We start from the raw sequence: 18551 nt of genomic DNA, 5'->3' as shown, positions 1-18551 counted from the left end.
TGCATTCAGCGGAAGGAAGGTACGAGTAGTGGCGTCTCGAGTATCCACCCTCTGGTTCGTCGACACCCCGAATCCTGCCGCCGTCCTCGGCGACGCAGAATCCCCCGACTCGAATGCGGCGCGCGCCGTGGCACAACGCCTTCACCCGAACATGGAACTGGCGCCTACGGTTGTGGTGCCGCTGTCTCGGGCGGCCGCCGTCACCGATGACGTGCTGTATGTCGGCGCATTCCCCGGCCTCGTCGTGGTGTGCCACAAGGATCTGACACCCGCTACCCCCACCACGACACCGTGGCAGTCCGCAATCGAGTCGGCAATCACATATCTCGTGTCATCTCGCCCCGAGGACGCCTGGGGCGCGTTCGCTGTATGGGAAGGCGACACACTGCGGCGATCGTTCAGCTGCGCACCCGTCGCCATCTTCGAGGACGTCGGAGTACCGCTGCTCTGGGAACGGCCGTACTGGGCGGGCGAGTTTCCATTGCGACACCCGCCAGGGGCGCTCCCCGACCCGCAATCTCTGCCCTTCCACCCCCAACAATTCGCGGAGGCGGCCAACCGCGAATGGCTCGGATTTCGCTATACGGGCGCACGCCCGGACGGTGAACTGAACCCCAAGTCGATCGGCCTGCACGGATTCACAGTGCATGAGCCCCGGCAAACACCGCCGCCGAGTTCCCGTGCAGCAGACACCTCGACGACGCGTGACCCCGCTGCCGCGACCTCGGCCACGGGGTCCGTGAAGCGCTCGCTTCTCGACCGAATCCGGAGAACTCCTCGCTGAGCACCCGCAGCGATCAGTGCGTACTCAGCCCAGCAATACGCCGATCCAGCCGGCAGGAATACCGACCATGGCTCCGTACACGATCCACCGCCAGATCGCTCGCCTACGCATCCGCCACAGAGTCGGTGCCAACCCCGCCACCACCGTCGCACTGAGCAGCACCGAGAGTGCGACGTTGATCTGCGCGAGTTCCGACGCGAAAGCGCTCGTCGCCACGGTCACGAACGCCGCACTGAACACTGCCAGCGACACCCCGGTGAACCACGGGGTGTCGGATGAGACCTGCACTAGTTCGTCCTGACCCTCTCGTAGAACGCCATGGCTGCGGCCGTGGCGACATTGAGCGAGTCGGTCCCGGGCGCCATCGGGATGCGCGCGCGAACATCGGTGGCACGCATCGCATGCTCGGTCAGGCCCGGACCCTCGGCACCGAGCAACAACGCGACCTTCTCCCCCGTCATCGCGGTGGCCAGGGTTTGTTCCGCCGGATCGGGCGTCAACGAGATGAGCTGGAAGCCCTTGTTGCGCACCGCCGACAACCCGCGCGGCCACTCGGGCACCTGTGCGAACGGAACGCGCAGGACGTGACCCATCGACACCCGCACCGCACGGCGGTAAAGAGCATCGGCGCAGCCCTTCCCGAACAGCACCGCATCCACGCCGAGGCCCGCTGCGTTACGGAACATCGATCCTAGGTTCTCGTGGTCGTTCACACCTTCGAGGATCGCGATGGTGCTCGCACCGTCGAGCACCTCGTCGAGCGCCAGTGGGGGTGGACGGTGTGCGGCGGCGAGGACACCACGATTGAGATGGAAGCCCACCACCTCCGCCATCACGTCGGCAGTGGTCCGGTAGAACGGCATATCGACGCCGTCGAGATCGTCCGCGAGTTCGCCCAACCGGCGGTCCACACCCAACATCGCGATGGGGTCGAATCGCGATGCCAGCAGCCGCCTGGCAACCAACACACCTTCTGCGATGACGAGCCCCTTGCCCTCCGGAAGATCAGGACGACGGTCCGAGGAGTTCAGGTTGCGAAAGTCGTCCAGACGCGGGTCTGCGGGGTCTGCGATGTCGATGACGTGAACCACCGGAACAGTCTGCCGCACTTGTCCTCGCAGCCCCAATCGGGCCACCGTCCGATCTGACGGGCAGATGTCTCGTTCGCGCCGTTGCGAGATACCGGTCGATCAGTCGGATTCGTTGACCAGGGCTGTGATGATGGCGACCGCGTCTTCGAGTGCTTCCAGTTGCGTCTCGTCCAGGTCCGCAAGCTTCGAGTTCATCCACACCTCGCGTGCGTGTTTTTCGTCGGCGATGAGTGCGTGACCGCTCTCGGAGAGAGTGACGATGACCTGCCGACCGTCCGTGGGATGCGGGGCGCGTTCGACGAATCCCGCGTCGAGCAGCGAGGCGATGACACGCGTCATCGACGGCGGTTGTACCCGTTCGCGCGCCGCAAGGGCGCCTGGAGTCATCGCACCCTCACGCGCCAACGTCGCTATCGCCGAGAGCTGAGTCAGCGACACTTTTGCGTCGGCTCGACGGCTACGCAGGTGCCGTGCGAGGCGCACGACGGCGAGGGACAGATCGCTTGCGAGAACCCGTGAATCAACTGTCACGAATACGACAATACGGGAGGCCGACTCGGTCCCTCGATCAGGTCAGGGCATCCGTTATGGGGTCGACGGCGAAGTATGCGACGAACAGTACTGCAACAACCCACATCAGTGGGTGAATCTTCTTCGCGCCGCCACCGGAGGCATGGAGGACCACCCAGGAGATGAAGCCGACTCCGATACCGTTCGCGATCGAGTAGGTGAACGGCATGACGACGATCGTGAGGAACGCCGGCAACGCAACGGAGAATCTGGTGAAGTCGATGTCGCGAACCTGGCCGATCATCATTGCGCCCACGACGACGAGCGCCGGCGCCGCTGCCTCGATCGGGACGACCGCGTACAGCGGCGTCAAGAACATCGCGGCCAGGAACAGTAGTCCGGTGACGACGTTCGCGAGACCGGTCCGGGCTCCTTCCGCGATACCGGATGCCGACTCGACGAACACCGTGTTGGACGAAGCCGACGCTCCGCCACCGACCACGGCGCCGGTTCCCTCGACGACCAGGGCGCGGCCGATGCCGGGCAGGTTGGAGTTCTTGTCGGTGAGTCCGGCTTCCTTGCCCAGTCCGGTCATCGTGCCCATGGCATCGAAGAAATTTGCGAGGACCAGCGTGAAGACGAGAAGGCTGGCCGCGAGGACGCCGATTCGGGTGAACGCACCGAACAGGCTGACATCGCCGACGAGACCCAGATCAGGCAGGTCGAACAACACGCTCGGTGCCTCGGGAACACTCAAGTTCCAGCCCTTGGGATTGGTGCCGAGCGAAGCTCCGACTCCGGCCACGGCCTCGATGACCGCGGCGAGGACGGTGGTGACGACGATGCCGATCAGCAGTCCCCCGCGAACCTTTCGGACCACCAGAACACTCATCAGGAGGACACCGAACACGAATACCAATGTGGGCCACGACCCGATCGATCCGCCGATCCCGAGGCCCACCGGTACCGTCGTACCGGCCTCGTCGGGAATGCGCCGGACGAATCCTGCATCGACCAGACCGATGAAGGCGATGAACATACCGATGCCTGCTGCGATCGCAGACTTCAGTGCGGGCGGAATAGCGTTGAACACCGCGGTTCGGAATCCGGTCAACGCCAGCACCACGATGATGATGCCGTCGATGACCACGAGTCCCATTGCTTCCGGCCACGTCACTTGCGGTGCGATGGTGACGGCGAGGAGGCTGTTGATTCCGAGACCGGCTGCGATCGCGAACGGATAGTTGGCGACGATACCGAAAAGGATGCTCATCAGACCCGCCACGAGCGCGGTCACGGCAGCAACCTGGTGAACGGGAAGAATGTTCCCCAGCACGTCGGTCTTCGCAACGGCGTCGTCGGCGGAGAAGCTTCCGAGAATCAGCGGGTTGAGAACCACGATGTATGCCATGGCCACGAAGGTGACCACCCCGCCACGGACTTCGGCAGCAACTGTGGAGCCTCGCTCGGTGATCTTGAAATAGTTGTCGAGCAGCTTCGCCGATACACCCATGGAAGAGCAGATTAACGGCACCAGAGACAGGTAGCGTTGTTTTCGTGAACGACCGACCGGACCCGAAATCCACCATCGACCGCCTTGCGGACCCACGAGCTGCACTGATTCTGGGGACTCTTGCGTGGGCGGTGGCCGCAGCGGTGGTGATCGCCACGAACGGCGATGGGTCCGACATTCTGCGGACGTGCATCGCCGGGGTCGCCGTCGGGGCAGCCGGATATGGGCTGTTTCTGTGGCAACGACGGTCCGCTCGCCGTGGCGATCGGGGCGCACAGCAGGGTCTGCTCTGAGTGCACAGCAGGGTCTGCTCTAGGAGTTTCTTCCGGGTGCGGCCTGCCGGTGAGTGAGGCCGTCGGCATCCACCCACCATTCGACCGCGAATTCGCCCGTCACGGCTCCGGTGCATCGAACGACCAGTTCGTCATGCACGATCACCGGACCTGTCGGCACCTCACGACCGAACGCCACTGCTTCGGCCACCAGCGCGGGTTCCTGTTCCCACGTGCTCGTTCTTCCGGTTCCGATCACCTGCGCGGCCACGACCTCCGACATCACCGGAATGTCGAGGACAGTAGCCAGCACCTCGGCAGTGTCCAGGTCGCCCACCACTACGCGGTCGTGCGGAGCCGGTGCGAACATCCAGGGACGATCAAGCACGAAAGCCTCCGCGGGGTCGACGACCGACCCCGACACAGCGCGGACGGCCGAGGGCACGTCGAGGTCCTCCACGTCGATACGGTCCTGGACCACGGCTTCCACAAGAAGGCGATGAGCCCCGACGATCACGGCTGCGGTGGTGGTTCGCTGCGCATCGGCAAGTCGGTCCAGTAGCAGCCTCGCGAGTTCGACGGAGTCGACCCGGTCCGAGACTAGGACAGCGGCCAACGATTCGGCGTCGCCGTGCTCGAGAACGTCGAGAAGCCCCGCGAACGTGGCCACGTCGGGCGAACGGTACGTGCCGAGCGGAATTCCTCCGACGAGCGCGTGGTGACGCAACCACCACGCGGTGTACCCGTCACGATCCATCAGGAGACGCCGCGTTGCCGGTTCGCGTGCGAGCAGTTCGAGTGCCTCTCCCCACCGCTGCTCGTCCACGAGGTCCAGATCGCGGACCGCCTCGAGTACCTCGGGATCTTCGGACAGGGTTTCCCACCACAGGTCCTCGTCGGCGAGGTCGTGTTCCGGCCCGGACGGCAAGTCGGAACGCAGCACCGTGAAGCCCCATCCGACGCCGACCGCGCGCAACGCTTCGGCACCGAACTTGCCCATCGTCGTCGAATCGACGGTAGCGAAGGGTGACTCGGCGACCAACACACGACCGAGAGGTGAGTTCGGAAGTAGCAGTTCGTCTGCGGGTCGCCACTCGCCGTTCTCGTCGGGAAGCAGCAATTGACCGATCCACGTGGGCAAGGTTCCGTCCGGCACATTCGATGCGAGCGTCATCACCGTGGCCGCGAGTTCTTCCGCTGCCTCGGTCGACCCGGTGTCGTCGTAGTCGTCCGAGGCGTCCTCGATACCGGCACGCAGGGCGGGGTCGCTCAACAGGTCGACGGAGGTTACGGTGGCGGCGCCCAGCCTGGTGAGAAGGGGATGCGAGGCTTCAGGGTGAACCAGCCTCGCCCACCGGACTTCTGGCGCACCGTCACTGCTCTCGTGGGGCGTCACGTCCACGCTCACCACCACGGTGCGTGGACCGGTGACGGTCCGGCCGCCGGACAACGGGACGGGTAGGGCAGCCAACTCCTCCGCGGCAGGACCATCGGTGACCAGGGGCTCGAGCGCCTCGTACAACCGGCGCCACCACGACGGTTCGCGTTCGGATCCGCTGAGGAGTTCGGCTATGCGGGCCAGACCGATCCGATGAACATCCACGGCGGCCAGCGCGGCGGCCTGCCGGTGTCCGGACAGTTCGGCCACGACGAGTCCGCCGATCACGTCGTCGAGCAGGTCCACGAGTTCCGCCGGTGCCCCAGGCACCACTGCCCCGCGATCAGGTGCGACATCCGTCCCCGCCACGGTAGGCAACCACGGTCGCCCACGAAGCTCACGGACAAGGCCCTCGCGCAGGTCCGAGTCGGCTTCGCTGCGCGCAAACCCCGGGAGCGGAACCAATTTCGTGCGTTGCGTCGGCGGTACCGCCGCAACGAAGTCCGCGTATCCGCGCGCCACCTTCTCCACCGATGAACCCGGCAGGATACGTCGACGATCGGGTTGCATCGCGATATCCGCGATCACGATCGCCGGGATCGACAATTGCTCGTCGGATCGGGTGGGAGCGCGCAGCACCCCGTCCGACACCGGGGAAATCACACCATTGCGCACGGGAACGAGCCAGCGCGCATGGTCGGTTTCGAACTGCCACCAGGTGTCGTCACCGACCGTCACCTCGGTGATCCCTGAATCGAGCCGGCGTTCGACGCGGTGCAGCCGCGCGTCTCCCACCGCGATGGATTCGAGAGCGGGCAATTCGAGAAGAAGGTCCACTGCCTCGCGTTTCATGCCCCGCAACAGACCCTCGACGTCGACGTCGTCGCGTAGCCGGAGCAGTACCTCGGTGGACGCGTCACCGGTGGGAGGACCCGCTATCGGCCAGGCGAGCCGTAGCACCGGAAAACCCGAATCCGGTTCCGGCAAGCCGAGGTCGGCAACCTCGGCACGGGTACGTTCGGCGGAGAAGACGATCGAGCCGGTGCGCGATCGCAGTTCGATCTCATCACTCACCGACAGAACGGCGGTGAAGCCCACACCGAACCGACCCACCGAACCGGTGGACTTGCCCGATGCCCGCAGCGCGGTCAACGCCTCGACACCCGCTGCCTCGAGCGGCGCACCGGTGTTCGACACCGACAGCGTTCGTCCCTGAAGACCGATTCGCAACGCACCTGGGGCGCCTGACCGTGCAGCAGCGTCCGCTGCATTCTGGGCCAGTTCGGTGAGCAGCCTGTCGCGGTAACCGGCGCGAATCAGGTCCGATTCGCTCGTGGCGTCCTCGCGGAGACGAGTGGGCGACGATTTCCAGGCGAGCAGCGTCGACTCACGCAGCGCGCCGGTGCCGAACGGGTCGGCTACGTCGTCGATGTGGTGTCCTCAGGAGCGGCGGTGTCCTCAGGAGCGGCGGTGTCCTCAGGAGCGGCGGTGTCCTCGGGGGCGGTAGGCGTCACCTGAACCTCTTCGACGGCACCGTCGTCATAGGCGTCGTAACGGGGCGAACCTGTACCGGTGGGCAGGGTGGTGTCCGAATGCGCACCACAGCCGTGTGCCGCGTGCACGACATGACCGTCCGCGGCCATCTCGTTACCGCACACCCCGAATGCCGCCCGCAACGAACCGGCCAGTGGGAGAAAGAAGCCACACAGGTTGCACGTGGAGGGGGCCGCCTTCGCCATCTCCGAATCGGGTCCGTACTCCCCACCGAACCAGCGTTCAGCGGCATCTTCGCGACCTTCGAGGCTCATCACCTGCTTGCGACCGAGGCCGAGTTCACGGGCAGTGTCGTCGACGACCGGGTCACCGTTCGCCACGTAGCCGGGCACCAGCCGTGGATCCTGTGCGGGTGGTGCCAACAAGTCGCCCGCGGACAAGTCACCCGGGCGAATCCGCTGATCCCACGGCACCCACTCGGGCGAGAGCAACGCATCGGGTCCGGGAAGCAGAACGATTTCACTGACCGTCGCATGATCCGAATCGGGATCGGCGGCCACGACGACGGCCCACTGCCAACCCCGATAGCCGGGAAGTTCTGCGGTGAATCGGTGAGTCGCAGCGCAGTCGTCCTCGGAGGTGACACCGAGGTATTCGCCGACCGGTCCTTCGTGCAGCTCCACCAGCGCCGTACGGGCCAGTTCCACTGCGTCGGCCAGGACTGGGCGTGTCATTGTCGTTGCACGATCGGGGGAAGAAGCAACACTCACACCACCAGTCTGCCGCACCAGCTCAACCAGGTACCACGTGGGCTGCCATGCTGTGACGATGACCGATCCGCGGCCGCTCCGATCGAACCGTCGTATCGCACCTGTGATTGCGGTGGCGCTGTCGATACTCGGCGCGAACGTGACTGCATGCGATTCGCAGGCCGCCCTGCCGGCCGATCAGACATCGAACCAGCTGCAGACCGAGATCGTCGACACTCTCCCCCACGACCCCAAGGCATTCACGCAGGGGCTCGAGATCGCCGACGGGGCGCTGTACGAAGGCACGGGTATCGCGGGCGAGTCGTGGCTGCGCGTATCCGACTTTCCCGACGGCACGATCCGCACGACCGTCGACCTGCCTGGACAGCTGTTCGGCGAAGGAATCACGGTCACGGACGAGAGTGTGTGGCAGCTGACGTGGCGGGACGGCGTTGCCATCGAGCGCGACCGCCACTCGCTCACCGAACTGCGTCGTGTCGAGTACGCGGGAGAAGGCTGGGGTATCTGCGCTCTCCCCGACCGCCTCGTCACCAGTGACGGTTCCGCGACCCTCACCTTCCGTGATCGCGACACGTTCGACGAACTCGGATCCGTTCAGGTGACGAACGGCTCCGCATCCGTCGACCGTCTCAACGAGCTCGAGTGCGCCGAGGACGGCAGCATTTACGCAAACGTCTGGACCACCGACACCATCGTTCGGATCGACCCCGACACCGGGTCGGTGAGCGCCGCAATCGATGCGACGCCCGTACGCAACGCGCTCCCCGAGAACGCGTCGAACATCGATGTTCTCAACGGAATTGCCCAGATTCGAGGCACCGACCGATTCGTGGTCACCGGAAAGTACTGGCCGTCGATGTTCGTGGTGCGCTTCGTTACGCGACCTTGACGGGTGCGCCCCGCCGCGACAGGCGGAAGTGACCAGCGTTGCAAGGGATGTAGGTGGTCATTCGTCGCGAGACTAGACAGAATTGGTGTGTGACCGTACCGCGCGACCCCTACGACACCGACGGTGATCCCGAGAACTCGGTTCATCCCGGGTACGACAAATATCCACCGGCAGCACGCGCATCGGCCCGCCGAACTCCCTCTTCCCGACGGACACCACTACCACCGCTGCATCCTCCGAACGGCTCGGCAGGAGGCCGCCCCGGCGAAGCACCGAAGACCACACGTGTACCCCGCAAGCTCACCGTCACCCGAGTGGCCGCGATGCGCAGCCGCGAACTCACCAACAAGGGCATCGCCACGTTTCACCGTGCCGCGAAGGCGAACGGGGCGGACAAATCAGGTCTGACCGCTCTGACCTATGCGGTGATGGCGAACAACGCCACCGATGCCGCGCTGGCGGTCGCTCTCGCGAACACTCTCTTCTTCTCCGCCGCCACCGGCGAGGACAAGACGAAAGTGGCGCTGTATCTGCTGATCACCATCGCACCGTTCGCGATCATCGCCCCACTCATCGGACCGCTCCTGGACCGACTCCAGCACGGTCGGCGCATCGCCCTCGCAACCTCGTTCGGAATGCGCACCGCCCTCGCCGTGATTCTGGTGTTCAACTTCGACAGTTGGGTGTTGTATCCGGCCGCGCTCGGCATGATGGTGCTGAGCAAGTCCTTCTCCGTGCTCAAGAGCGCGGTGACGCCTCGTGTCCTACCACCCGAGATAGACCTCGTGCGGGTCAATTCCCGACTCACCGTGTTCGGTCTGATAGGCGGAACGATGGGCGCGGGTGCAGTGGCGGCCGGGCTCGCCTTCGTGTTCGGCACGTCCGCGGCCGCACTGTGGCTCACCGTCGTCATCACCATCGCGGGCGTCTATCTGAGCATGCGAATCCCGTCCTGGGTCGAGGTCACGGAAGGCGAGGTTCCCGCAACCATCAGCTATCACGGCGACGACGCCCACACCGCAGCCATCACGCGGGGAAGACCTGCGTCAGCGAAGAAGAGACGCCAACCGTTGGGCCGTGCCGTGATCACCGGTCTCTGGGGGAACAGCACGATCCGTGTGCTCACGGGCTTCCTGACACTGTTCATCGCCTTCGTCGCCAAGTCGGAAACCGAGCACGAACCCCTCGTGCAGGCCGCCATGCTCGGCCTCGTCGGTGCCGCCGCCGCTATCGGCAACTTCGCCGGAAACGCGTCTGGCGCCCGCCTTGCCCTCGGCAAGCCGGCGTTGATCGTCGTGCGCTGCACAGTGTCGGTCTGGATCATCGCGATCATCGCCGCATTCACCGACAACCTGCTCACCGCCGCGCTGGCAACACTGATCGCATCCGCGGCCAGCGCCCTCGCCAAGGTGTCCCTCGACGCCTCCTTGCAGCACGACCTGCCCGAGGAGTCGATCGCGTCGGGATTCGGCCGTTCGGAGACCGCACTGCAGCTCAGCTGGGTCGTCGGAGGCGCTTTCGGCGTGCTGCTCCCCACCGAGTACTGGATCGGATTCACCGTCGTCGCCGTCGTCTTGACCATCGGCCTCGCCCAAACGGTCCTCAGCTACCGTGGCAGTTCGTTGCTACCAGGACTCGGCGGCAAGCGCCCGAACCTGGCCAAGCAGGAATTGGCCGAGCCCGTCTCGACGAGCTGAGCCGCCGGACACCATCCACACAGCAGTACCGAACTACACAGCAGTACCGAACCAATCTGCCCACCGAACGACCATTGCCCACCGAAGAACTCGAACGACCGGGGATTACGAGAACATGACCGTGCAGACGCGAACCAAGAAAATCGTGGCCGTGGCCGCAGTCGGCCTGGTGGTGGTGTTGATCGCTTTCGCTGCGGTCGTCACGCTGCTCGTCCGAGGCGCGCAGTCCCATCCCCCGGCGTTGACGGCGTACGCGAACGGCGAAACCGTGGAGGTTCCGCCCTTGCAGTACTGCGACCTGAGCCTGGAAGAATGCGAACAGGGCTCGGTCACCGAACTCACGGTTCCGGTGGGTTCCCCGCTGCAGTTGTCGCTCCCCAAGGACATTTCCGCAGCGCCCTGGCGGATGATCATTCAGTACCAGGACGCGAACGGCAACGAAGTCCTCGAGCAGCGTTCCTACGAGTCGGGCCCGGATTCCGCCATCACCATCGAGTCGACGGACGACCGGCAACTCCTCGTCGTGGAACTGCAACTCCCGTCGTCCGTGATCGACGAGGAGGGCCGCTCGATCGCTCACGCAATCTGGTCGATCCAGGCTGCGTGAGCGCGGTAGGTCAGCTGTCGAGTTCGCGGGCGACCGCTCGTACGACCTCGGAGATGCGTTGAGCTGTCTTGCGGTCCGGGTAGCGCCCCTTACGCAGGTCCGGCTGCACCTTCGCCTCGAGCAACGTGATCATGTCCTCGACCATGCCGTGCAACTCGTCCGGGGTGTGCTTCTTCGGAGCCGGTTCCTTACGACCGCCCTGACGTACCGACCGGGAGTCGAGCACCTGCACGCTCAGAGCCTGCGGTCCTCGGCGTCCGGCGGCCATTCCGAACTCGACGCGCTGACCGGCCTTGAGACCCTCGACACCCGCAGGCAGGGCAGAGGCGCGGACATAGACATCCTCGCCCTCCTCCTGCGCCAGAAAGCCGAAGCCTTTGTCGACGTCGTACCACTTCACCTTGCCGGTCGGCACCGCGTTCACCCGCTCATCACTCGAATTGCGTTCGATATGCAAAGAACGCGCCCCGCAACCGGTGCGGGACGCGCAGTTCCAGTTCATGGTACCCCGAACACACCCACTCGGGCATCTGGGTTTCGAAGCACTATCGTTGCTGGTGTGGCACCCGAAACGACACCTTCGCACCCGTCCGACGAACCAGGCACCGGCAGCAACACCCTGTTGCGTGTAGCCGCCGGATTCTTCGTGGTCGGAGTACTCGCGATCGTCGCAATCTTTCTGACGCCGATCCTGTCCGAAGGCAAGCCCGGATTGATTCTCTACCTGTTGACGCTGGCATGCCCAATCGGCTTTGCGCTGGCGATCACGTTCGCCCTGCGGTCGGGGCGGCGCGCCCGCTGACTCATTCCACCACGACGAAGGACCTCCGATGCGCATCCTGCTCAACATCATCTGGCTCGTGTTCGGTGGCCTCTGGCTGGCGCTGGGCTATTTCCTGGTGGGCATTGTCTTCTGTGTCCTGATCATCACCATCCCGTTCGGGATCGCGTCGTTTCGCGTCGGGTTGTACGCACTGTGGCCGTTCGGCAAGACCGTGGTGGAGAAGCCGAGCGCCGGCATGGGTTCGCTCGTCGGCAACATCATCTGGCTAGTCCTCGCCGGAATCTGGCTGGCTATCGGCCACGTACTCACTGCAATCGCGATGGCCATCACCATCATCGGTATCCCGCTGGCCGTGGCGAACCTCAAATTGATCCCGGTTTCCCTCATGCCGCTGGGCAAGGACATCGTCGACATTCGTTGACACGCACACCGCATGTGACCTTAATCACATAACAGCGCGATAACGGACCAGTGACGAACCAACCCTCACCACCTTTCGGCGCGACTAGCTGGGAAGAGTCGAGGTTCAACCAATTCGCCACCGGCACAGCCCCCGACACTCCGCGTTATCAAATGGTGACACTCGAGCTTCGGACCGTTACGGTCGTCCACGGTCGAGGAAATCTCGGCCACACCCGGCCCGCCGCGCCAAGCCCTGTCCCGCGGGTTCCGGGGTCCCGACGAAGCATTCCAGGGACAGGGACGGGGGACCCACCAGTCCCTCAGAGGACAACCGTTCTCAGATGGACACCGATTCGGTCCCGCACCGAATCTTGGGGTGAAGCCAGACCCTCTTCCAGCCAGGAGAGGCGAGGCCGGGCGACCTCTCAGCCCGAACCCGACAGCTGACCTCGCAGGCGCGTGTGGAGAGGATCTCGACAACCATGACCGGACGCCATCGCAAGCCCACCAATACCGGCCGTACCGTCGCGAAGGTCGCCGTCACCGGCGCCATCATGGGCGTCGCCGGAGCCACCTTCTCCGGCACCGCAGCCGCAGCCCCCAACTCCGACTGGGACCGCCTCGCACAGTGCGAGTCCGGCGGCAACTGGGCCATCAACACCGGCAACGGCTACCAGGGCGGACTGCAGTTCTCGCCCAGCACCTGGTCCGCACACGGCGGAGGCGAGTTCGCCGCAACCGCCAACAACGCTTCGCGTGAAGAGCAGATCGTCGTCGCAGAGCGCGTACTCGAGTCCCAGGGATGGGGCGCATGGCCCTCCTGCTCCTCGAGCCTCGGCCTGACCAGCGCGCCGACGCAGCGTGAGGCACCGGCCACCACCCCGGACGTCCCCGAGGTCGTCAAGGAAGCCGCCCCGGCCGTCCCGGAGATCGCCGAGCTGCCGGCCAACGTCGACACCGCTCCGGTTCTCGACGCCATCGACCTGGCAATCGAGACCGTCAAGCAGCAGGGTATTCAGATCGACCCGCAAATCCTCGACTTCATCGACGCCAACAAGGGCCTCCTCGCGCCCCAGTAATTCGGCACGCGCTGTTCTCGGACATACGAGGGAGGCCCCCACACCAGCTGGTGTGGGGGCCTCCCTCGTATCGACCGTCTAGCGGTTGATGACGGTACGCGGGTGCGCATACGGCAACGAGCCCGCGGGCAGCGGGAACTCGGTGTCCTCCCCGAAGGGGGAAAGACCGCCTGCTCGACTCGACGACAGCTCGGTCACTGCGTGATCTCCGTCTGCAGTGTCCGGCCACCCTGGATCGACGTACTGCTTCTTCGAATTGTTAGCCACGTTGGATATTTTGACAGTAGAGGTAAGCGGCGTACAGCCCAGGTCTCTAATCTGATAGTCGATGACCGATATCGAAGACACCTCCGCGACCGCAACGACCGCCGCCACGTTCGCGGATTGGCTGGCGCGGCGCTCCGACGATGAGCTCGCCGAACTACTGCGGCTACGCCCCGACCTGGCAGTCCCGCCGCCGTCCACCGTCAATGTGCTGGCCGGCCGAGCCGAGCAGCGGTCCTCGGTGGCGCGGGCAGCCGACAACCTCACCACCCTCGACTTCGGAATCCTCGAGATCCTGGCGCTCGAACGCGCCGCCGAGGTGGGAGTGTCACGCAAGGTGCTCGACAAAGATCTCGCGTCCCGAGCACCGAAGAAGGCTGTCGAGCAGGCCTTGGCCGAGCTTCGAGCTTCGGCGCTGGTCTGGGGAGATACCCACCTGCACATCCCGCAGACTGCAATTGCGACCATTCCGTGGCGCGTCGGTCGCCCCGCCGAACCAGTCGAGGTAATGAGCGAAGCGGAGATTGAGGCAGCGTTGTCGACCCTCGGTTCCGGTGAACGCGATCTCCTCGACACGCTCGCCCGCACCAGTTCCATCGGCCGCACCCGAGATGCCGCACCCGGAACGTCGCCCGACCGTCCCGTGCAGCGTCTGCTCCAGACCGGACTCCTGACGTGGATAGACGACGAGACGGTCGAGTTGCCGCCCCAGGTGCGGCAGGTACTGCGCGGCGAGGCCGTGTTCGACCCGACCGCACTCACCGCGCCGACGGTTCCCACGAAGAAGAACCCACCGACGAACATCAATGCCGCCGCCGCCGGCGAGGCTCTCGAAATGATTCGGCATAGCGAAGCCGTCATCTCGATTCTGGGCGACTCTCCCGCCCCCGTCCTTCGTGCGGGCGGACTCGGTGTCCGCGAATTGCGCCGGATCACCAAGGTCGCCGGAACGGACGAGACGCGCGTGAGCCTGATCGTCGAGCTTCTGGCGGGGGCAGGCCTGATCGCTGCCGGCATTCCGGACCCGGCACCGACCACCGATACCGCGGACAGCTATTGGGCACCGAGCGCAGGGGTCGACGGTTGGCTGACCGCGTCCACCGCCAAGCGCTGGCACACCCTCGCCGCAGCGTGGCTCGACCTTGCTCGGGCGCCATGGCTGGTGGGTATGCGCGACTCGAACGACAAACCGGTCGCTGCCTTGTCCGAGGAAGCGCGAGCGCCATCTGCGCCACAGGATCGTCGCACGATTCTGGGGGCCTACGCCGACCTCGAAAGTGGGAGCAGCGCCGACGTGGCAGATGTCAGCCGGCTCCTGTCATGGCAGCGTCCGCGGTGGGGCGGACGGTTGAGGCCCTACGCCGTGGAGCGAACGCTGGCGGAAGCTACAGCGTTGGGCCTGGTCGCGCACGGTGCACTGGGTTCCCCAGGGCGGGCGCTCCTGCACGGCGGCGACGCCGAGGCCGAGATGCAATCCGCACTCCCCGAACCGGTCGACTACTTCCTGGTCCAGGCCGACCTGACCGTCGTGGTGCCCGGCCCGTTGACACCGGAACTGCTCGAGCAGCTGACGCTGGTCGCCGACATCGAATCGGCGGGGGCCGCGTCGATGTATCGCATCAGCGAAACCAGCGTTCGACGCGCGCTCGATGTGGGAACGAGCGCCGCCGAACTCCACAGCCTTTTCTCGACCCGATCCCGCACACCGGTGCCGCAATCGCTGACCTACCTCATCGACGACGTGGCCCGCCGGCACGGGCGACTACGTGCGGGCGTGGCCACCTCCTTCGTGCGGTGCGAAGATCCTGCGTTGTTGTCCGAGGTGCTGGCGTCGGCTGTAGCGGAACCGTTGGCGTTACGGGCACTCGCACCCACTGTCGCGGTTTCGCAGGCACCGCTGCGCGAAGTTCTCGCCGAGCTGCGGAGTGCCGGTTTCTCACCCGCTGGAGAGGATTCGACCGGCGCGCTGGTGGATCTACGCCCGCGAGGCTCTCGGGTGCAGGTCCGAAGGCCCAAGCCGGCGAACCGAACGCCCGCCGTCGCGACGGATACCCAGCTAGCGGGCCTGGTTCGGACGCTGCGCGCCGGGGATCTCGCGGCGTCGACGGGTGGGCGCGGCGGCGTTCGGTCCGACGGTTCGCGGGCCGGGATGGCCGCGACCCTCGCACTCCTGACGAAGGCCGCCCAGAAGAACACCAGTGTCACGATCGGTTACGTCGACGCGCAGGGCGTGGCGACTTATCGCATCGTCGATCCGGTCAGCGTGGGTGGCGGTCAGTTGGACGCATTCGACCCGGCAGTCGGCAGTGTTCGACGCTTCACGCTGCACCGGATCACCTCGGTGTCTCCGGTCCGCTGAGCCGGGTGCTCGACAACGCCGATCACGTGGTTCAGTTGTGCAGCCGCGCGGAGGAGGGCACGCGACTGCATGTCGAGACTGGAATCCCTCTCCGTCAAGGCGGCCTCGATGTCGGCGGACCGACTGTCTCGTGGAAGATTGCGCATCACGATTCGCAAGGCCGGAACGGGGTAGCCGCCACGACGTAGTTGGTGAACGATGCGAGCGTCACGCACCTGGGCTGGTGAATAGTGGCGGTGACGTCGCGGGGATGTGCGGTCTGGCACCACGAGACTCTCCGCGTCCCAGTGCCGCAGGGTGGATGCCGGGACTCCGAGCGCCTCGGCCAACTCGGACACGGTCATCGCGTCATCGGGATACGCCTGGTCTATCGGTTCGGCGGATATCGCCGCGGCAGCCTCCTTCGCCAGTGCGAGATCTTCACGTTCGCGGTGAATCCGGGCGTGCGCAGCGTCGAGGAGCGCCAACGCACCCTGCGTCGAGTCGTGCACAGCGCGAACGATTCGTTTCGCTTCGACAGGACCAACCCCGGCCGCCAGGTGCGTGTAGGCGACCGCGCACCACACGTGGATCTGCCGATAGACGCGATATCCGGTGCGTGTGCGCGCCGCCGGAGGCAACACACCGTCGCGCTCGAGGTTACGCACCTGTTGAACGGAGCAGCCGACGATCCGGGCCACGTCGACCGGGCGCAGACCATGACAGCGCAGATCATGACAGTCCGGGTCACCTAGGTTTTCGAGGGTTTGCATCGAATTCCCTCTTCTTTCTGTGCAAAAGCCTCCACAAGCACTTTAATGTCAGGCTGGAACACATGACCATGGACGAGATCATCGACTTCGTGAACGATTTCGACGGAGTGCTGACCCTGCGGCCGCAACCCGGTGACGACTACCCGGAAATCAGCTGGGGCGACACCTTCTTCTACTACTCCCCCGACCGAGTGGTGCCCACGACAACTCAACCGTTCGCCACCATCATCACCAAGAACTACCCCGAGGACGAGACATCGGACCTCGACCGCGTAGGAGCCTTCCGCGTCAACGTTGCGTCCGGTAAGGACATTTTCGTTCGGTGGCTGGGTCGCGCGCCCCGAGACAGCGCCACGGAACCGGCCCCTGGGACACCGGATACCGTGTTCGCGCATCCCGTCTACGGAACCGCCGGGTGGCTCGCCGTCGTGAATCCAGGACCGAGAACCAGCGACGTCACCCAGGACCTCCTGGTGAGCGCCCACCAACGGGCCCGCGCTCGCCACGAACGCAAAAGCTGAATTGGGCTATCCTCGCGTGCCTGCAACGCCGACTGCGCGCCCCGTCGTGTTGGGATCAGCCAGAACATCGAGTATCGCCCGGGCGAGATCGGCTCGGGCGATACTCCCGAGCACGTTGGCGTCAAAGGCCATCCGGTAACTGCCTTTGCCCGGATCGTCTGTGAGGTAAGGCGGCCTCACGATCGTCCAATCGGCGTCACTATTCGTCAGACACGCCTCCATCCGTTCAAGGTCTGCATAGACGTTGCGATAGATCGCTCGGACGAGCGGCCGAACGGTGAAGCGGGACCAGAGTGGCTCTCCCTCGCCGCCTCGGAGGACAGGCTGCGCGCTCAGCGCAACCACCCGGCGCACTCCGGTTTCCTCCATCACCTCGAGAACTGAGCCGATCGCGGCCGAGCAGACGTCACTGGCGTCGTGGCGACCGTGCGGGCCCAGCGCCGACAGAACCGCGTCACGGCCGTCGAGCGCCGGCGCGAGAGATCCGCTGTCGAACACGTCCGCAACAACCGTGCACATCCTGAATTTCAGAATCTTCAATCCAACCAATCTCGAGGAGGACAAGCATGTCGCGACGTTCCCTGAAAACCGCCCTGACCGTCGGCGCCCTCGCCGGCACCGCACTACTCACACTGCCCGCCACCGCGAGCACGGACACCATCTCCGGGTGGGTCGGCCCAACCCTGCCGATCAACGGCAACGCACTGCTGCACCAGTCCACGATCATCAACGCACCAGATCTGACCGCCCAGTCCAAGGTCTGGACCGTCACCGGAAGCGACGTCGCACCCGGCGGGCTCGGTGCCCGCGCACGATTGTTCAAAAGCGGCGCACTGTGCGAAGCCATCGACTACCGCTACAACCTGCGGCCCTCCCCCGAGATGATGATGGGCACCACTGCCGACTGCGGGACCGGCTGGTACAACAGCCACGGATTCGTCGCCGCCTGGGACGGCACCAACAGCTACCGCGAATACGTCACCTTCCCGACCGACCCGTTGTACTACGAAGCCCCCGCCGCGCCTGGTGCCCGCGCCCAGAGCCCGGAAACCATCACCGTCGAATCCGGGGTCAACACCGACGGCCAATCGTTCGGTTCCGGTGAAGGAGTCGAGTCCGACGCCGACCTTCCCGACCTCGTCGCCGCGATCGGCACCAACGGCGAGGTCGGCTACATCGAAAAGACCGCCCTGCACGGGCCCGCCGCCACCCCCGCAGAAGCGGTGGCAAGCGATCCCGGCGCCCGCACCGTCCCGCTCTACGACAAGGACGGGAACACCGTCATCGGCGAATTCGCCATCTCCTGACACACACAACCGGTGGTGGGGGGGGGGGCGGGGGCCCCCCCCCCCCGGCGCGGGGGGGGAGCACCCCCCCCAACGCCC

General features: G+C 65.4%; 21 protein-coding genes and 1 riboswitch. Of the genes, 11 read left to right on the top strand and 10 right to left on the bottom strand.

Annotation, left to right across the window (positions count from 1 at the left end; all coding sequences use genetic code 11):
• The first annotated feature begins 28 nt into the window (after nt 1-28).
• On the top strand, nt 29-784 hold the full coding sequence (locus tag ACZI8Q_RS12725; protein ID WP_463373903.1) for a DUF6928 family protein: 756 nt from the start codon (nt 29-31) through the stop codon (nt 782-784).
• A gap of 24 nt (nt 785-808) precedes the next feature.
• On the opposite strand, the gene ACZI8Q_RS12720 is transcribed toward ACZI8Q_RS12725, so the two are convergent.
• The 4 genes from ACZI8Q_RS12720 to ACZI8Q_RS12705 all read right to left on the bottom strand — a co-directional run bounded on the left by ACZI8Q_RS12720 (nt 809) and on the right by ACZI8Q_RS12705 (nt 3898).
• Nucleotides 809-1072, bottom strand: coding sequence for a DUF2537 domain-containing protein (locus ACZI8Q_RS12720; RefSeq protein ID WP_463373902.1), 264 nt, complete (start codon nt 1070-1072; stop codon nt 809-811).
• Nucleotides 1072-1875, bottom strand: a complete 804-nt coding sequence (locus tag ACZI8Q_RS12715) for a TrmH family RNA methyltransferase (RefSeq protein ID WP_463373901.1) — start codon at nt 1873-1875, stop codon at nt 1072-1074. Before ACZI8Q_RS12715 ends, ACZI8Q_RS12720 begins: the two co-directional genes overlap by 1 nt.
• 99 nt (nt 1876-1974) lie before the next feature.
• A complete protein-coding gene (locus tag ACZI8Q_RS12710) occupies nt 1975-2406 on the bottom strand; it encodes an Rv0880 family HTH-type transcriptional regulator (protein ID WP_463373900.1) in 432 nt (143 codons plus the stop codon).
• A gap of 37 nt (nt 2407-2443) precedes the next feature.
• A complete protein-coding gene (locus tag ACZI8Q_RS12705) occupies nt 2444-3898 on the bottom strand; it encodes an NCS2 family permease (protein ID WP_463373899.1) in 1455 nt (484 codons plus the stop codon).
• A 44-nt stretch (nt 3899-3942) separates the two neighbouring features.
• Between ACZI8Q_RS12705 and ACZI8Q_RS12700 the strand changes: the two genes are divergently transcribed.
• Complete coding sequence (locus tag ACZI8Q_RS12700; protein WP_463373898.1) at nt 3943-4191, top strand: DUF2530 domain-containing protein; 249 nt, start codon at nt 3943-3945, stop codon at nt 4189-4191.
• 19 nt (nt 4192-4210) lie between these two features.
• Here ACZI8Q_RS12700 and ACZI8Q_RS12695 read toward each other — a convergent pair whose 3' ends face one another.
• Entirely contained in the window at nt 4211-6943 is a 2733-nt protein-coding gene (locus ACZI8Q_RS12695; protein WP_463374043.1) for a sacsin N-terminal ATP-binding-like domain-containing protein, read from the bottom strand.
• A 23-nt stretch (nt 6944-6966) separates the two neighbouring features.
• Nucleotides 6967-7776 (bottom strand): DUF3027 domain-containing protein, encoded by an 810-nt coding sequence (locus ACZI8Q_RS12690; RefSeq protein WP_463373897.1) that lies wholly within the window; start codon nt 7774-7776, stop codon nt 6967-6969.
• A 94-nt stretch (nt 7777-7870) separates the two neighbouring features.
• Here ACZI8Q_RS12690 and ACZI8Q_RS12685 point away from each other — a divergent pair, with 94 nt between their 5' ends.
• The 3 genes from ACZI8Q_RS12685 to ACZI8Q_RS12675 all read left to right on the top strand — a co-directional run bounded on the left by ACZI8Q_RS12685 (nt 7871) and on the right by ACZI8Q_RS12675 (nt 11005).
• Nucleotides 7871-8701, top strand: a complete 831-nt coding sequence (locus ACZI8Q_RS12685; protein WP_463373896.1) for a glutaminyl-peptide cyclotransferase — start codon at nt 7871-7873, stop codon at nt 8699-8701.
• Nucleotides 8702-8790: 89 nt separating this feature from the next.
• Nucleotides 8791-10398, top strand: coding sequence for an MFS transporter (locus ACZI8Q_RS12680; protein ID WP_463373895.1), 1608 nt, complete (start codon nt 8791-8793; stop codon nt 10396-10398).
• A gap of 115 nt (nt 10399-10513) precedes the next feature.
• Nucleotides 10514-11005, top strand: a complete 492-nt coding sequence (locus ACZI8Q_RS12675; RefSeq protein ID WP_463373894.1) for a DUF2771 domain-containing protein — start codon at nt 10514-10516, stop codon at nt 11003-11005.
• 10 nt (nt 11006-11015) lie between these two features.
• Here the strand turns inward: ACZI8Q_RS12675 and ACZI8Q_RS12670 are convergent, their stop codons facing one another.
• Nucleotides 11016-11420: a cold-shock protein gene (locus tag ACZI8Q_RS12670; RefSeq protein WP_463374042.1), complete on the bottom strand. Its 405-nt coding sequence runs from the start codon at nt 11418-11420 to the stop codon at nt 11016-11018.
• A 144-nt stretch (nt 11421-11564) separates the two neighbouring features.
• On the opposite strand from ACZI8Q_RS12670, the gene ACZI8Q_RS12665 reads away from it, so the two are divergent.
• From ACZI8Q_RS12665 to ACZI8Q_RS12655, 3 genes are all read left to right on the top strand, one after another.
• Nucleotides 11565-11807 (top strand): hypothetical protein, encoded by a 243-nt coding sequence (locus ACZI8Q_RS12665; RefSeq protein ID WP_463373893.1) that lies wholly within the window; start codon nt 11565-11567, stop codon nt 11805-11807.
• 28 nt (nt 11808-11835) lie between these two features.
• The gene (locus tag ACZI8Q_RS12660) at nt 11836-12210 is read left to right on the top strand and encodes a YccF domain-containing protein (protein ID WP_463373892.1); all 375 of its coding nucleotides are present in this window, start codon (nt 11836-11838) and stop codon (nt 12208-12210) included.
• A gap of 247 nt (nt 12211-12457) precedes the next feature.
• Nucleotides 12458-12665: riboswitch (cyclic di-AMP (ydaO/yuaA leader) on the top strand.
• 8 nt (nt 12666-12673) lie between these two features.
• Nucleotides 12674-13270: a resuscitation-promoting factor Rpf1 domain-containing protein gene (locus ACZI8Q_RS12655; protein WP_463373891.1), complete on the top strand. Its 597-nt coding sequence runs from the start codon at nt 12674-12676 to the stop codon at nt 13268-13270.
• A gap of 78 nt (nt 13271-13348) precedes the next feature.
• Here the strand turns inward: ACZI8Q_RS12655 and ACZI8Q_RS12650 are convergent, their stop codons facing one another.
• Nucleotides 13349-13537 (bottom strand): hypothetical protein, encoded by a 189-nt coding sequence (locus ACZI8Q_RS12650; RefSeq protein ID WP_463373890.1) that lies wholly within the window; start codon nt 13535-13537, stop codon nt 13349-13351.
• 61 nt (nt 13538-13598) lie between these two features.
• Here ACZI8Q_RS12650 and ACZI8Q_RS12645 point away from each other — a divergent pair, with 61 nt between their 5' ends.
• Nucleotides 13599-15893 (top strand): helicase-associated domain-containing protein, encoded by a 2295-nt coding sequence (locus tag ACZI8Q_RS12645; protein WP_463373889.1) that lies wholly within the window; start codon nt 13599-13601, stop codon nt 15891-15893.
• On the opposite strand, the gene ACZI8Q_RS12640 is transcribed toward ACZI8Q_RS12645, so the two are convergent.
• Nucleotides 15809-16645: a MerR family transcriptional regulator gene (locus ACZI8Q_RS12640; protein ID WP_463373888.1), complete on the bottom strand. Its 837-nt coding sequence runs from the start codon at nt 16643-16645 to the stop codon at nt 15809-15811. The two genes, ACZI8Q_RS12645 and ACZI8Q_RS12640, sit on opposite strands and share 85 nt — an antisense overlap.
• A 62-nt stretch (nt 16646-16707) precedes the next feature.
• Between ACZI8Q_RS12640 and ACZI8Q_RS12635 the strand changes: the two genes are divergently transcribed.
• Nucleotides 16708-17166, top strand: a complete 459-nt coding sequence (locus ACZI8Q_RS12635; RefSeq protein WP_463373887.1) for a DUF6194 family protein — start codon at nt 16708-16710, stop codon at nt 17164-17166.
• Nucleotides 17167-17172: 6 nt separating this feature from the next.
• Here the strand turns inward: ACZI8Q_RS12635 and ACZI8Q_RS12630 are convergent, their stop codons facing one another.
• Nucleotides 17173-17706 (bottom strand): NAD(P)-dependent oxidoreductase, encoded by a 534-nt coding sequence (locus ACZI8Q_RS12630; protein WP_463373886.1) that lies wholly within the window; start codon nt 17704-17706, stop codon nt 17173-17175.
• Nucleotides 17707-17732: 26 nt separating this feature from the next.
• Here ACZI8Q_RS12630 and ACZI8Q_RS12625 point away from each other — a divergent pair, with 26 nt between their 5' ends.
• Nucleotides 17733-18473, top strand: a complete 741-nt coding sequence (locus tag ACZI8Q_RS12625; RefSeq protein ID WP_463373885.1) for a hypothetical protein — start codon at nt 17733-17735, stop codon at nt 18471-18473.
• The last annotated feature ends 78 nt before the right edge of the window (nt 18474-18551 follow it).

This window comes from Rhodococcus quanlei (assembly GCF_055231015.1).
This window is presented reverse-complemented; position numbering and strand designations above follow the sequence as displayed.